Source organism: Bacillus mycoides (genome assembly GCF_001757995.1).
Lineage (GTDB): Bacteria > Bacillota > Bacilli > Bacillales > Bacillaceae_G > Bacillus_A > Bacillus_A mycoides_B.
Genome location: NZ_LXLV01000068.1, coordinates 17348 through 32217, shown reverse-complemented (window position 1 = coordinate 32217; position 14870 = coordinate 17348). Strand labels below are relative to the sequence as shown.

General features: G+C 35.2%; 16 protein-coding genes and 1 riboswitch. Of the genes, 13 read left to right on the top strand and 3 right to left on the bottom strand.

All coding sequences use genetic code 11. The features are described from left to right. The 5 genes from BWGOE10_RS24030 to BWGOE10_RS24010 all read left to right on the top strand — a co-directional run. The coding region (locus BWGOE10_RS24030) for an S-layer homology domain-containing protein (protein WP_236736042.1) at positions 1 to 2065 on the top strand (2065 nt) is incomplete at its 5' end. 165 nt (positions 2066 to 2230) lie between these two features. Further along, on the top strand, positions 2231 to 2725 hold the full coding sequence (locus tag BWGOE10_RS24025) for an LPXTG cell wall anchor domain-containing protein (protein WP_070145257.1): 495 nt from the start codon (positions 2231 to 2233) through the stop codon (positions 2723 to 2725). 95 nt (positions 2726 to 2820) lie between these two features. Further along, positions 2821 to 3441, top strand: a complete 621-nt coding sequence (locus tag BWGOE10_RS24020; protein ID WP_070145256.1) for a class D sortase — start codon at positions 2821 to 2823, stop codon at positions 3439 to 3441. Positions 3442 to 3494: 53 nt separating this feature from the next. Next, positions 3495 to 4184, top strand: a complete 690-nt coding sequence (locus BWGOE10_RS24015; RefSeq protein WP_070145255.1) for a response regulator transcription factor — start codon at positions 3495 to 3497, stop codon at positions 4182 to 4184. After that, positions 4181 to 6055 (top strand): sensor histidine kinase, encoded by a 1875-nt coding sequence (locus tag BWGOE10_RS24010; RefSeq protein ID WP_070145254.1) that lies wholly within the window; start codon positions 4181 to 4183, stop codon positions 6053 to 6055. Before BWGOE10_RS24015 ends, BWGOE10_RS24010 begins: the two co-directional genes overlap by 4 nt. Before the next feature lie 219 nt (positions 6056 to 6274). Here the strand turns inward: BWGOE10_RS24010 and thiT are convergent, their stop codons facing one another. Continuing rightward, positions 6275 to 6934 carry an energy-coupled thiamine transporter ThiT gene (thiT, locus tag BWGOE10_RS24005; RefSeq protein WP_070145253.1) on the bottom strand — a complete coding sequence of 220 codons (660 nt, stop codon included), beginning with the start codon at positions 6932 to 6934 and terminating at the stop codon, positions 6275 to 6277. Positions 6935 to 7020: 86 nt separating this feature from the next. Further along, a riboswitch (TPP riboswitch) is annotated at positions 7021 to 7122 on the bottom strand. 194 nt (positions 7123 to 7316) lie between these two features. Here thiT and BWGOE10_RS24000 point away from each other — a divergent pair. Genes BWGOE10_RS24000 through BWGOE10_RS23990 form a run of 3 tightly spaced genes read left to right on the top strand, consistent with a single transcriptional unit; the run spans position 7317 to position 9722 of the window. Beyond that, entirely contained in the window at positions 7317 to 7544 is a 228-nt protein-coding gene (locus BWGOE10_RS24000) for a FeoA family protein (protein WP_000060510.1), read from the top strand. Next, entirely contained in the window at positions 7541 to 9529 is a 1989-nt protein-coding gene (gene feoB / locus BWGOE10_RS23995; RefSeq protein ID WP_070145252.1) for a ferrous iron transport protein B, read from the top strand. The genes BWGOE10_RS24000 and feoB overlap by 4 nt, the downstream gene beginning before the upstream one ends. Before the next feature lie 16 nt (positions 9530 to 9545). After that, positions 9546 to 9722 carry a FeoB-associated Cys-rich membrane protein gene (locus BWGOE10_RS23990; RefSeq protein WP_070145251.1) on the top strand — a complete coding sequence of 59 codons (177 nt, stop codon included), beginning with the start codon at positions 9546 to 9548 and terminating at the stop codon, positions 9720 to 9722. A 177-nt stretch (positions 9723 to 9899) separates the two neighbouring features. Here the strand turns inward: BWGOE10_RS23990 and BWGOE10_RS23985 are convergent, their stop codons facing one another. Then, positions 9900 to 10478, bottom strand: a complete 579-nt coding sequence (locus tag BWGOE10_RS23985; RefSeq protein ID WP_070145250.1) for a lipoprotein BA_5634 family protein — start codon at positions 10476 to 10478, stop codon at positions 9900 to 9902. Positions 10479 to 10889: 411 nt separating this feature from the next. On the opposite strand from BWGOE10_RS23985, the gene BWGOE10_RS23980 reads away from it, so the two are divergent. The 5 genes from BWGOE10_RS23980 to BWGOE10_RS23960 all read left to right on the top strand — a co-directional run bounded on the left by BWGOE10_RS23980 (position 10890) and on the right by BWGOE10_RS23960 (position 13712). Beyond that, positions 10890 to 11555, top strand: a complete 666-nt coding sequence (locus BWGOE10_RS23980) for a PspA/IM30 family protein (RefSeq protein WP_070145249.1) — start codon at positions 10890 to 10892, stop codon at positions 11553 to 11555. Between the two features lie 79 nt (positions 11556 to 11634). Further along, complete coding sequence (locus tag BWGOE10_RS23975; protein ID WP_070145248.1) at positions 11635 to 12039, top strand: DUF350 domain-containing protein; 405 nt, start codon at positions 11635 to 11637, stop codon at positions 12037 to 12039. Positions 12040 to 12060: 21 nt separating this feature from the next. After that, positions 12061 to 12567: a DUF4178 domain-containing protein gene (locus BWGOE10_RS23970; RefSeq protein WP_000051748.1), complete on the top strand. Its 507-nt coding sequence runs from the start codon at positions 12061 to 12063 to the stop codon at positions 12565 to 12567. A gap of 12 nt (positions 12568 to 12579) precedes the next feature. Beyond that, the gene (locus tag BWGOE10_RS23965; RefSeq protein ID WP_002199038.1) at positions 12580 to 13398 is read left to right on the top strand and encodes a DUF4247 domain-containing protein; all 819 of its coding nucleotides are present in this window, start codon (positions 12580 to 12582) and stop codon (positions 13396 to 13398) included. 95 nt (positions 13399 to 13493) lie between these two features. Continuing rightward, positions 13494 to 13712, top strand: coding sequence for a hypothetical protein (locus tag BWGOE10_RS23960; protein ID WP_070145247.1), 219 nt, complete (start codon positions 13494 to 13496; stop codon positions 13710 to 13712). A gap of 160 nt (positions 13713 to 13872) precedes the next feature. Here BWGOE10_RS23960 and BWGOE10_RS23955 read toward each other — a convergent pair whose 3' ends face one another. Next, on the bottom strand, positions 13873 to 14745 hold the full coding sequence (locus BWGOE10_RS23955; RefSeq protein ID WP_002145219.1) for a YitT family protein: 873 nt from the start codon (positions 14743 to 14745) through the stop codon (positions 13873 to 13875). Positions 14746 to 14870 lie beyond the last annotated feature (125 nt).

Sequence of the window (14870 nt, the reverse complement as noted above, 5' to 3'; positions counted from 1 at the left end):
AGAAAAACAAGAACTTGAATTAAAGCAAAAAGAAGAACAAGAAAAACAAGAACTTGAATTAAAGCAAAAAGAAGAACAAGAAAAACAAGAACTTGAATTAAAGCAAAAAGAAGAACAAGAAAAACAAGAACTTGAATTAAAGCAAAAAGAAGAACAAGAAAAACAAGAGCTTGAATTAAAGCAAAAGGAAGAACAGGAAAAAAGAGAAGTAGAATTAAAACGGGCAGTGAGTAATTTACAAGCAGCACCACAATCATTCCCTGATGTTCCAGGGTGGGCGGAAGAGTCTGTTACTTATTTAGTGAATAAAAAGGTAATTACAGGAATGCCGGATGGAACATTTTCACCGAATAACGTATTAAGTAGGGCTGAAGCGGCTACAATTATGGCTAAAGTTTTAGGATTAGAAGTTAAAGAAGGGGACAAGCCGACCTTTATAGATTCGAAAGATAATTGGGCATCTTCCTACATTGCAGCGGTGGAAAAGGCAGGTGTTATTAAAGGTGAAGGAAACGGAAAGTTTAACCCGTACGGTCAAATGACAAGAGCGGCAATGGCAACAATGCTTGTGCAAGCGTATCAATTAGATTCGAAAGTTAATGGAGAATTACCGACACTATTTAATGATGTGAAAGATCATTGGGGTGAGAAATTCATTAATATTTTAGTAGAATTAGGTATATCAAGTGGTATTGATGGAACACAGTGGCAACCTGACAAATCGATAACACGTGCGGAGGCAGCGCGACTTGTTGCGGTAACAGATAAATCTAAAGATAGCGAAGTACAAGCGAAAAAGGTAAATATAACGAAAAGTTTCTTTACGTATAACGGTCCATCATTATCGTCAGGTATTTCAAATGAATATGCATCACAAGAAGTAAAAGTATATGAAGAAAGAGACGGTGGATGGATAAAAATTCATACGGATTTGGGTTTTAAATGGGTGTGCTTAACTGAGAAGAAAGTAAATATAACGAAAAACTTCGCTACATATAATGAATCGTCATTATCGTCGGGTATTTCAGGCGAGTATACTCCGCAAGAAGTGACGGTTGTTGAAGAAAGAGAAGGCGATTGGATTAAAATTCGTACTAGTTTAGGCTATAAATGGGTATGTCTGACTGAAAAGAAAGTACAGATTGATAGAGACTTTACTACTTATGATGCTCCGTCACGCTCTGCGACAATTTTAGCGTATTATGGACCACAAACAGTAACTGTTGTAGAAGAAAGAGGAACGTGGCTTCGTATAAGTACATATGCAGGATACCAATGGTTGGACACGAAAAAGGAGACAAAGTATTTATCTAAAGTGTTTTTTGCATATGACAGTCCTAGTTTTGTATCGCGTGTATCAGGGAAATATTCTCCGCAAACAGTAGAAGTTTATGGCGAAAGAGAAGGCGGTTGGATTCAAATACAAACTAATAATGGTTTGAAATGGGTTAATGAAGGCAATGTTAATCGTAGTCAAGTGGTATTGAACGTACCATCAATTTATCAATTCCCAGAATTACACAATGGCTGTGAAGTAGTCTCTTTACAAATGCTTGTGGAACATCAAATTGGTCGCTCATTAAATAAAGTAGCATTTGCGTTTGAAATGCCTTTTGATCAAACGAAATTAAAGAACTATAAAACATCATCACAAATTTGGGGAGATCCAGATGTAGGGTTTGTAGGTGATGTGACAGGAAATACGCCAGGATATTCTATTAATCCAGAGCCATTAAAAAGATTGTTAGATAAATATGCAAGAGGAACGAATTTAACCGGAAATGATTTTTCAGTCCTAGAAGATTATGTGCGAAATGGAAAACCGGTTGTTACTTGGGTAACTGTAGCACTAAATAATCCTAGACCAATTACAACATGGAAAACACCAGGCGGAAAAACAATTAATGGGCGAATGAATACTCATGCGGTCGTTTTAACAGGTGCCGATGATAATTATGTGTATTATAATGATCCATTCTATGGAACGAAAAATGTGAAAGTGAGTAAGAGTTGGTTTGCAAGTATTTATAACCAAATGGGGAAGAAAGCTTTAAGTGTAGATTAAATAAAAAAGGTTATCCAAAAGATTATTTTTGGATAACCTTTTTTTATAATGAAATCTTTAACAGAATTCCATTTCATCTGCATCTTATATTTACATCTCTTGTTTATTCTAGTAATACATCCGGTGCGACGTGATGTGAATAAAGTATAAAAGGAGAGAAATAAAATGAAAAAAAAACTATTACCAATTTGTGCAATGGCACTTTTAACAGTAGGATATTCTTCAGTAGCGAGCGCTTCTACTGGAACATTAACAAAGGAAGAAGCGGCGCAAGTGCAGCAAGATGCAGCTAAAAAAGAAGAAGCAATTAAGGTACAGCAAAAAAATGATGTAGAGAAAAAGCAAGAGGCACAAGTACAAGAAAAAAGTGATATGGCTAAAAAAGAGGAAGCAATAAAAGCGCAAGTGCAGCAAGATACAGCGAAAAAAGAAGTAGCGCTACAAGTGCAAGAAAAGGAAGCCCTTGCAAAAAAAGAAGCAGCAATTCAGGCCGGACAAAAGAATGATGCAGCGAAAAAGGAAATAGCAAAACCAGCTGTAAAGGGAGAGAAATTACCAAATACAGCATCAAATAATGTAGCAATGATGGCATTAAGTGCATGTCTTGTAGCAATAGGCACATTATTTGGATTGAATCGTCGTAATAAAGTGAAGGCATAAAAATAAAATCTTTATTAGCCTATAAAGAATGGGATAATTTCATATATTAAAAATGGTAGGATGTCCCTACCATTTTTTGCATGGAGGGATTAACAGTGACGATTCTAAATCGTATTGGGTTTACGTTAATGATAGTAGGTCTATTAATGGGAGCTTATTATTCTTTTGAATGGTATAAAGGAAAAAGTTCTGCACAAGATTTGACGACGGAAGAGATTAAAAATTTTGAGCAGCAAACATATAAGCAGCCTTCTAGTGAAGTACCAGTAAATGCGCAAGTACCTTCTTCTCAAATACAAAATAAAGAAGGAGAAAAGGTAGCTATGTTAAATATACCGAAAATAAAGAAGAAGTTTTCTATATATTGGGGAGCAAATGATGCAACATTGAAAAAAGGGGTTGGTATGTTTGTTAGTGATTTAACGACAACACCATCTGGAGGAGGACATACTGTACTGAGCGGGCATAGGGATACTGTATTTACAGAATTAGAGGAGCTTAAAGAAAAAGACAATCTCATTTTAGAATATGACAATACAATGTACACATATGAAATTCAAAAGATGTGGATTACACATGCGGATGATCGCACTGTTATTGTAAAAAAAGAAGAACCGACATTAACAATGACGACTTGTTATCCATTTGATTATATAGGGAATGCACCGGATCGATATATTATCGAGGCAAAGTTAATTACGAGTAATTCAAAATAAATTATAGAGCTTTGAATAGTAATTTCTTATAGCTAGAGGGGGAGACATAGATTATGTCAAAAAACATTTTGATTGTTGAAGATGAAGATATTTTACGTGAAATATTAAAGGATTACTTTTTGAGTGAACAATATAAAGTTCTTGAAGCGAGAGACGGAAAAGAAGCTTTAGTCTTATTTGAAGAAGAAGAGGTCGATTTAGTTATACTTGATATTATGTTGCCGGAACTTGATGGTTGGTCTGTTTGCCGAAGGATTCGTAAGACGTCCGGGGTTCCAATTATTATGCTGACGGCACGTGTAGATGAAGATGATACGTTACTTGGGTTTGAGCTTGGGGCAGATGATTATGTTGCGAAACCATATAGTCCGCCTATTTTATTAGCGAGAGCGAAAAGGTTGTTGGAAAGTAGAAAAGCAACAAAGAAACCTTTAGAGAATGAAGACGATACTTTATCAATTCACGGCATTCATGTCCATTTTCCGTCACGTACTGTTACTGTTGATGAGGCAGACATTACTTTAACACATACAGAATTTGAAATATTAGTGTATTTCATGAAAAATCAAGGAATTGTACTAACAAGAGAACAATTAATTTCAAAAATTTGGGGATATGAATTTGCTGGTGATGATCGAACTGTTAATAGCCATATTCGTAATTTGCGAAATAAATTAGGAGAGAAGGCAAAGTACATTACAACTGTAGTGCGAACCGGTTATAAATTCGAGGGGAATGTATGAGAAAAGGGATTGTATTAAAATTATTTACTCTCACAACAGCATTGTGCATGTTGATTTTAGCGACGATATTTATTGGACAAACGATATTTTTTAAGCAATATTATGCGAATCGAAAAGTGGAAGATATTAAAGTCAATTTAAATTCTTTTGAAAAGAACTATTTAAATTATGCAGGAAGTACAGAAGGAATTCAGAAACTGGAGCAAGATTTTTTAAGAGAAAATAATACGTGGATTACGACGTTAGATAAGAATGGGAATTTAAAACATGCGGATGATTTTTATTTTGAGATTACTTTAGAGCGACGGGAAGAGAAGAAAGTGGGACAAAAAACAATCATTATTCCTTTGAACTATCTCATGAATATAGATGAAATTGAAAGTGGGACACTACCTAGTTTTGTAGGACAACCAGTTTATTTTTATGGACTGAAAAGAGACGACAGTTTCGTCACACATTATTTACAGTTAGCACAGATGAATTTAAGTTGGTCTAATAAACCGTTAAGTAAGAATTTAGCTGAAAAAGAACTGAAGCTGAGTGAGGAAACGCCAAAAGTTACTCAAGATTCTATTAATGGGGAAAGAAAAAAAGTTGTTGGAATTTTGAGTGATGAGGAAAAGAAGTGGGCTGCTCAAAATTCGGATTTCAATATATTTGGGACTATTACGAAAGTTCAGCTCCCAGATGTAAAAGGATCTGTAAATCCAATTTATAAAAATAGTTTATTCCTAGATAACATAAAAGAATTTCAAACTGATTTATTACTAAAAGAGAGTAATAAAATACAATATGCAACACAAACAATGGATTATGAAAAAAATGATATAAAATATAAATTATTAATCAAACCAATAAAAGAAAAAGACGGATCAGTAACATATATATATGCGATGGCTTCTTTACAGCCTGTAGACGAGGCTGTGCAAATGGTGCAAGATTACTACATTTACATTATTGCATTTGTAGTCATTCTTATTTTTCTAGCTTCGTTCTATTACTCAAAACAAATTGCAAAACCATTATTAAAAATAAATAATACAACGAAGAAAATAGCACATTTGGATTTCACAGAAAAAATTCCGATAACTTCAAAAGATGAAATTGGTGATTTATCGCAAAATATTAATACATTATCTAATAAACTACATTCACATATTGGACAGCTAGAACAAGATATTGAAAAAGAAAGAAAGTTAGAAAACACAAGGAAGGAATTTATTGCAGGCGTATCGCATGAACTAAAAACGCCGCTGAGTATTATGAAAAGCTGTATTTCCATTTTAAAAGATGGGGTAGCTGAACATAAGAAAGACTACTATTTTCAGGCGATGGAAAAAGAAGTAGACAAGATGGATATACTAATTTTGGATATGCTTGAATTAGCTAAATTTGAGTCGGGCACATATAACATGAAGGTGGATTTTTTCTATATAGATGGAGTGATTGAAGAAATATGTGAACAGCTTTCATCGGAGATAGAGAAAAAGGAACTGAGTGTGCACAAGCATATATGTCCAGCTGAAGTGGTTGGGAATCAAAATAGAATTGAACAAGTCATCGTGAACTTCATTACGAATGCAATACGTTATACACCAGATAAAGAAGATATTATTATTTCCACAATAGACGAGACGAATCATATAAAAGTGTGTATTGAAAATAAAGGTGCTCACATTGAAGAAGAACAATTAGATAAGATTTGGGATCGTTTTTATCGCGTGGATGCGGCACGGAAACGTTCACAAGGTGGAACAGGGCTTGGCCTTGCGATTTCAAAAAACATTTTAGAACTGCACAATGCTGAATATGGGGTGAAGAATACTGAAGATGGTGTGTTATTTTACTTCTATTTACCGAAAAAAGCGTAGACAATACATGTTACGCTTTTTTAATTTAATTTCATATTATCTTTACCTAATCTTTATTTTGGAGCAGTATACTTTGAATAGAAAATGAGGTTATGTAAGGAGTAGATTAGCCGTGAATAGCAATTTACTAGGTGTGATGGTATTTATTTTCTTTTGTGCATTTATTGTATTTATTATTGATATTACGCATTGAGAATTTTGATAAAAAAAGAGCGCTAATTAAGCGCTCTTCTTTTTTGTATTCATTTGATAAGCACCGATGCTTTTGAATAAGCGTGGTGAAGTTGTAAATAAAAGAATTAGTAATACAGTACATAGTATGAAAGAACCGATCATTGTACTGCCGTTTACAATTAATGAATATAAAACAGCCGATTGTCCTTTAGGTGCATATTGACCAAAGAAAATAATACCAGCAATAAAGTGACAGAAATAACGTGCAAAGCTGCCGACAAATGTGGCAAGTATAATGTAAACGAGTGCTTTTTTGCCTTTGTTCTGTTTTGGTTTATCTTTACGACTGCCAAAATTGGAATGCTCTGCATTACTGTTGTCTGAGGCAAGTGCTTTTTGAATTGGACGATAGAATAAACCAGCAAAGCCGATAAAGGCAAAGGCAATGAAGTACTCAATGAATGCTTGCACTGGTGTTAAAATGTAAGCATCACCTACGACAATTTGTAATAATCCCCAAATTAAGCCTCCTAAGGAAGCCATTTTGAAGCCCCAGCGGTATGCGATAATAAAAATAGGAATCATAGCAAATGAAATGGAACCGCCTGTTGGAAGTTTAAGTGATAATGGTAAAATATCGATAATCATGGCGAAGGCTGCAAGAATAGCAGATTCGATCATCGCTTGTAAATTGGTGTTACGCATGTTGTCTCCCCCTAAATCCAAGTTGTACAAAAAAGAATAGATATCATAGGAGGATACGAAATACGTAAATAAAAAAGAGGTATGTATTTCGGACGTTTGCACAATCCCTGCGTTAGCATTAACTAACAGGTTCGAAGGGTCGGAACGAATTGTTCCCTCTCAGCGGTAAGGCTCCCCCTGTGATAACGAGATTCTTTATTTGCTATTGTTTATTGTAAGCGAAATGGATGAGAATGGCAAATGCACTTTGTATGACAATTATTGAAATATAATTGTATTGAAATGTTAATAAATATGAAGCAAAAAGATATAGTCCAATTGAAATAGAGTATGATATAATTTTTTTGAAAATAATTATCATTCTCTTCTGAGGGGGAAGGTTATGAGCTTAGTAGATATTAAAATTGGTGAGAAAGTGTTAGTAAAAAGTATTCAGTCGTTAGATCAGTTATTAAAGCGCAGATTAGCTGCTTTTGGTCTGGCGGAAGGAAGCGAACTTCGCATAAAACAGAAAGCGATGTTTAAAGGTCCTTGTACATTGGAGTGTCGTGGGCAGTTAATTAGTATTCGTCATTGTGACGCGAAAATGATAAAGGTGGAATTAGCGTGAATAAGGTTGCTTTGCTAGGGAATCCGAATACAGGGAAAACATCATTATTTAATGCACTCACGGGCTCTTATGAGTATGTAGGAAACTGGAGCGGTGTAACAGTAGAAAAGAAGGTTGGTAAATTAAAAGATAAGCAAGGAACATTAATTGATTTACCAGGCGTGTATGATTTGAATCCGGTTTCACGTGATGAAGGTGTCGTTACGAATTTTCTACTAACAGATGAATTTCATCATATGTTAAATATAGTGGATTCTTCTCAATTTGAACGGAATATGCATTTAACATTGCAATTACTTGAATTTGGTAAGCCAGTTTCAATTGGTTTAAATATGGTTGATGTGGCAAAGCAAAGAGGAATTGTTATTAATGTAAAAAGGTTATCAGAAACATTAGGTGTAACAGTCGTTCCTGTCATCGCAAGAACCGGAAAAGGCTGTGAAGAATTACTTACTACTCTTCATGAAGAGAAACAAAAAGAGAAAAAGCCATTCATTATTTCATATGGTGTACAAATGGATGAAGGAATTGGAGAGGTAATCGCTCTTTTAGAGACAGCGAATTATGAGCATCCGAGATGGTTAGCCCTACAATTTTTAAGCAATAACGAAGTAGTAGAAAAAGAAATGAAAGCACTACCAATTTATAAGGAACTTATAGCCATTCGATCTCGTTTAGATGGAAAACTTGATTGTACGTTGGAAGAGCATATTTACAAAACTCGTGAAGCGTATATTGAAAAGTTAAAAACAAATGTTATGAAACATGAGAAAGAAGGAAAAATTCCTTTTTCGGAAAAAATCGATAGGTTAATTACACATAAAATTTTAGGACTTCCAATCTTTTTAGCAGTTATGTTTTTTATTTTTCAGGTTACGTTTACGTGGATTGGTACACCTTTATCTGATATGCTTGATGGATTTTTTGGCGGACAACTTACTGATTGGGTTACAGCTGGGCTCACAAGTGTTGGGGCGTCTGACTTTATTCAAGCACTCGTTACAGAAGGTATTATTGCCGGCGTGGGTGCGGTATTAGTATTCGTTCCACAAATCTTTGCGCTATTCTTTTTCATTTCATTATTAGAAGACTCAGGATATATGGCACGAATTGCAGTTGTTATGGATAGAATTATGGAGTTTTTCGGTTTAAACGGAAAAGCGTTCATTCCGATGATTATCGGTTTTGGATGTAACGTCCCAGGTATTATGGCAGCGAGAACGATTGAACAGGAAAAAGAACGTTTACTCACAGTCCTTGTAACACCGTTTATGTCTTGTTCAGCACGTTTACCTGTATATGCATTATTTGCGGGAGTTTTCTTCCCTCATAGTCAGGCGACTGTTGTGTTCTCTTTATACATCGCAGGGATTGTTCTTGCGTTACTCGTTACAAAAATTATGTCTCTTACTATTTTAAAAGCAGAAAAATCTATTTTTGTAATTGAACTACCGCCTTACCGTGTGCCGCAAGCGAAAACGTTATGGCTCAGCACGTGGGAAAAAGGTAAAGGATTTGTTCGTAAAGCAGGTACATTCATCTTCGGTGGTTCTGTTGTCATTTGGCTATTAAACTATGCAGGTCCATCAGGATTTGGTGTTGATATGGGAGACAGTTTCTTAGCGATGATTGGTGGATTTATCGCACCACTTTTTGCACCGCTTGGTTTTGGAACGTGGCAAGCTGCGGCATCCCTTTTAACAGGATTTTTAGCGAAAGAAGTTGTCGTTTCTACGATGGCAATTATTTATGCGGTTAAAGAAGATGTGCTAGGAAATGTAATGGGGGCACATTATACGGCGCTATCAGCGTATGCATTTATGTTCTTTATTTTATTATATGTTCCGTGCTTAGCGACAGTAGCTGTTATTAAACGTGAAACAGGATCGATGAAATGGACAGTTTTCTCTGTCGTTTATCCGCTCGTTGTTGCTTATGTATTAACGCTCATTATATACCAAGTTGGATCCTTACTCGGATTCTAGAAGGAGATGTATTAGGGTGATGGTCAATATTATAATTGGAGCTATCATTTTTGGTTATGCAGCATATACGTTAGTTAATTTTGTAAAGAGAAGCAAAAAGGGCAAATGCGCAGCATGCTCTTTAAATAAGTCATGTCAGTCGCAAACTTGTAGTCCGGATATGGAGCAAATTGCTCATAAAGTGAAACTTTAATCAGTGGGGATTTTGTTCATCCCCACTGATTATTAGTTGAACCAATCGGGCGTTTACGGACAGTGGATCTCCCACCTAACTTCTTCGCTCCAGCCAAATTTTGAGGTGGGAGTCTTACTGTCCGTTAATGCGGGATAAATAGAAAAAAGCTTTGCGAATTTCGCAAAGCTTTTTTAATTACTTTTTAATTTTTACAAGTTGTGATGTTTCTACACCATTTTTCCCTGGGAATTCTTTACTAGGGTCTTTATCAAATTTCAATACACCTACAGATTTTTCTTCACCCTTTACATTTCCGTAAGTTGCATCATCAACAATCGCGAACATATCTGCATATGCACGGCCACTTCCGATAATTGTGTTGCCTTCATATTTTACTTTTGCGCCATCAATTGTAGCATTTTCAACTTTGTTTTTTGCGAATAATACACCTTGCTCTGCTGTTACAGCCGGTAATTTATCAAGTGGTTTCGTGTCGTCTTTTGCATCCACTTTGTTAAGTAACTCTTTTTTTACCAGTTCTTCACCAGTTTTCTTATCCATTACAAGAACTTTCTTATCTTCTAACGTTGTAAGTTTCATTTTGTATACATCTTTTTCTTTTACTTCTTTTTTGTTTTTATCGGCAATTTGTGCTACTTGTTCTTCCGTTCCGTACAGTACAAAACCGTTTGCTTTCTCTCCTAATAAAGAACAACCTGATAATGCTCCAAATGAAATTGCTGCTGCTAATCCGATTCCTACTAATTTTTTCATGATGATTTCTCCTTTTTATATGTTTTATAGTAAATACAGTTTTTGTATTAGTCCTTACATGTTGAGAAACATTTTTGTTATTTCGTTGCTTCTGGTATTAGTGTATAAGAAATGTTGAAACGTAACTATCGAGTTAGCTTACAGTAACATTACACTTATGTAATTTAGTGAAATCGCGCAAAAATAAATTAATTTTAAAGAGAAATAATAAGAATATAGTAGGAATACAATATTCTATCTGGAATGTCATATTATATTGTCTATATTTTGGAAATAACATGTAAGGACATCTTTGTTTTGTTATAATAAACACATAGGCTGTAAAAATGAATATTCTTTACTGTAAAGGGAGATTTTTAAATTTCCGAGTAGTGAATTTGAAATATGAGGTATATCATAGGAGGAATTTGGATGTCTGTATTTAAACGATTAAGAGATTTAACAATGTCGAATGTGTATTCATTAATTGAAAAAGCTGAAGATCCAGTTAAGATGACGGATCAATATTTACGCGATATGCAAGCGGATGTACAAGAAGCTGAGAAAAGTGTAGCAGCTCAAATCGCACTTGAGAAGAAATTCAAAATATTATTTGAAGAGCAAGAAGCACTTGTGAAAAAACGTGAAGAGCAAGCTCATATGGCTGTTCAAGCAAGCAATCTTGATCTTGCACGTCGTGCTCTTGAAGAAAAACAAAATGCAGAGCAAAAGATGAATGAATATAAAGCGAGCTATGAGCAAAATAAAGCTGCTGCTGATAATCTTCGCCTTAAGCTAGAAGAAATGCGTAAGCAATTAACAGAGCTGAAAAACAAACGTGAAACACTTGTAGCACGTGTAAATGCAGCGAAAGCACAAAAGAATATTAATCAGGCGATGTCTGGATTTGACTCAAATACAGCAAAAGCTGGTTTAAGCCGTATGGAAGAGAAAGCTCTTCAATTAGAGGCTGAAGCAGAAGCAAGCGGTGAAATTTACAAGAAAGAAAAGTCATTAGACGATGAATTCGCAAGCTTAAACAAAAATTCTGCTGTTGACGATGAATTAGCTCGTATTATGAAGCAGTATGAGAAATAATATAGAATAGACAAAGAAGCCGGCATGTCTGAAGAGAATTCATGTCGGTTTTCTATTACCTTTTAGAGGAGGTTTTGCAATGACGTGGACGAATGTTTTAGCCATGCTTGTATGGACTGGAGCGAGTGCGGTACTTTTATTTGCAATTATGTGGGTTGATTCGATTTTTACAAAATACAATGATTTAAAAGAAATAAAAAACGGGAATACAGCTGTAACAACTCGTTTCGTTATGAAATTATTTGCGCAAGGTTATATTTTATCCCAATCGATTACGAAAGCGAATGATTTATGGCAGGCACTTCTTGCTTCAGCAGTTTCTTTCGTTATTTTATTAGTTGTAGAAATGTTTATTGAATTTGTTTTAAGAAAAATGGCAGGTCTTGATTTAGAAGAAGGAACGAAAGAAGGCAGCGTAGCACATGCGTTGTTAGCTGGTTCATTACATATTGTTGGTGCACTTATTTTAGGTGCTTGTTTATAAAGAGAGAAGGAGGGGTAGATTGTGAGTTTATTTAAACGTATTAAAAATATAATGAAGAGTCCGGAGCCGCCGAAGCCAGAAAAGAGTCTTTTAACGTTGGCTCCTGGCGATATGATTGAAGTTTCGTTAGTAATGTACGAATTAACTGGGAAAACGAGCATGCATTCTCGCAAGGAGATTGTTTTAACCTTGCAGGACGGGAAAGATATTCGTTATTTAAAAATTGAAGACCGTGAAAATACGTATTACAAATTGTATACACCGATTGACGGTCGTTTAGATTCAATCGATGAAATTCCGACGACGATTGAAATGGATGATATAGAGTATCATATGGAAGAACAATATAATGGACGTGTTGTTGTTATGGGGAAAACGCCATTCGCTGCTTCAGAAGAACAGTACGTATGGGAATTCCAGTCTGACAACCGCAAATTATTACGTGTTGAATGGCAAAATGGTCGCACAATGATGTATGAGGGAGAAGCAATTATTCCTGCTGATGTACAAATCATAAGAGCAACATAAGGGGGCGTAATCATGTCAAACCGATTGTTTACCATGATTAAATCGTTCGTAATCCCTATACTTGCTATCGTTACATTACTTGTTATTGCCGGTTATGCTTTATCGGGCTGTCAAAGTGGTCAGGCGAAGTCAATTCAGGACCGTTATCCACTAGAGTCTGTCGCAAAGGATGGTAAACAAGAATCTTACGTGTATAGGGCCGCTAATCGGTCAGTTCCTGAAGTTGCAAAGGAACTTATAGCCGAAAGGAAACCGAAGCAAGCATCTAAAGAAGACGAAAATCAAATGTTCCTCGTTTATTCTGATAAAATGTATAATTTACAAAAGGATAAAGAGAAACCATCTGATACGTTAATTGAAATAAGTAATGAAGAATTTGTCCGTCAAAATTACCAACCATCCTTCTTACAAGGATATATTATGGGGAGTATATTAAACGATATATTCGGTTCACGAAAATCATCATACGGTGATTATCGTGGATATAATGACAGACAAAATCATAAACCGGTTATCCCGGAAAGACCACCTACGAAAGAAGAAAAGAAAACCCCGCCTCCAATTACGAAGGAAGGGAAAGGATCTATCATTAAGCGAGGAGATAATGTAGATCCGAAATCATCAGTAGGTGATAAAGGAAGTATTACGGAAAAAGGAAGTAAAACGACGCCTCCGCCTTCTACCGGAAGCAAAGGGAAAATCACGAAAAATCCAGGTGGCTCGAGCGGATCTGATGTGAAGCCGAAATCATCTATTAAAACGCCACCAAAGAATACGTCTCCCCCGAAAACAAGGGTTGGCGGTTCAGGGAAAATTACGAAGAGAAGATAGTATAGAGATCGAAAAGTGGAATTTGCTTTTCGGTCTTTTTTTATGGTAATTAATTCCTTATAGCTGGTACACTTAATACATAAGGAGGGATTAGTATGACTATGTACAAAAGATTTAGTTTAATTATGTTCCTCGTCTTATTCCTCAGTTTGTTCATTAGTACAACGATGAAATTTCACTTTATAGTAGGTATTCTATGGATAATATGTACATGTACTCTTTTTCTATATTTTCCGCTTCGCTTTCAACATGAAGTGAACGCCTTTCAAAAGTATGTAGATTGGATTAAAAGAGGAGGAAGATGGGGGGAATAAAATATATCAACGATTTTTCGAATATATCTATCATAACTTGCAATATATCAACGATTTTACAAGAAATATCGATTTACCAACAAAAACTGATAACAGTAGTAACTTAATAATAAGAAGAGGCTGTGCCCAAATGTTGGCACAGCCTCGTTTTTCATAACGATTAATGAATATCATGCTTCTTGAAATTACCGCCTTTTACTTCTGCTACGTCATAAACTGTAATAAAGGCATTTGGATCAATTTCATGAATAAGTTCTTTCATTTTACTTTCTTCTAAACGGTTAATTACACAAGAGATTTCTTTAAATTTCTCTCTTGAATACCCACCATAAACTTCATTGTATGTTGCACTTCGACCTAAACGATCACGAATTGTTTCTACTATTAATTCAGGTTCTTTTGTAATGATTTTAAACGTTTTAGAACCACTTAAACCAACTTCAACAATATGAATTACTTTAGAAGCGATAAAGTAAGCAATCGCCGAAAGGATAGCTCCTTGAAGACCAAATACTGTTGAGACAAAAATAAAGACAAACATATTTAAGAATAAAATAAGATCACTTGTTCCAAATGGTAACTTTCTAGAAAGTAATACGGCTAGCATATCGATTCCATCTAATGCCCCGCCATTACGTAATGCTAGTCCCATACCAAAACCGATAATAATACCACCAACAACAGTAATTAAAAGTGTATCGCCCTCAATAATTGTTGGTACTCCGTGCATGAGAACGGTACCTACTGCTAGCGAAGCAATCCCGATAATAGAATAAATTGCAAAGCTTTTACCGATTTGTTTATATCCTAACCAAACGAAAGGGATGTTAACGACTGCGATTAGAAGTCCTAATGGTAACCCGAATAATCTCGAACTAACGATACTTAAACCAGTTACACCACCGTCTGATACGTTGTTTGGAATTAATACGGCTTCTAATCCGTATGCTGTGATAAATGCCCCAATAATAATCATCAAAGCTTTTGAAGCGATTTTCAGCTTATTGGGCTTGTTTTTCATAATTTTCTCCATATAATTTCCTCGTTTCAAACTAGTTTCGTATTTGTTACATAATTCACATCTAAATTTCATTCTAACATTTTATTTGAAAAAATTCTCCTTTAATGGATGTATGCAGGGAATATTATCACCATATT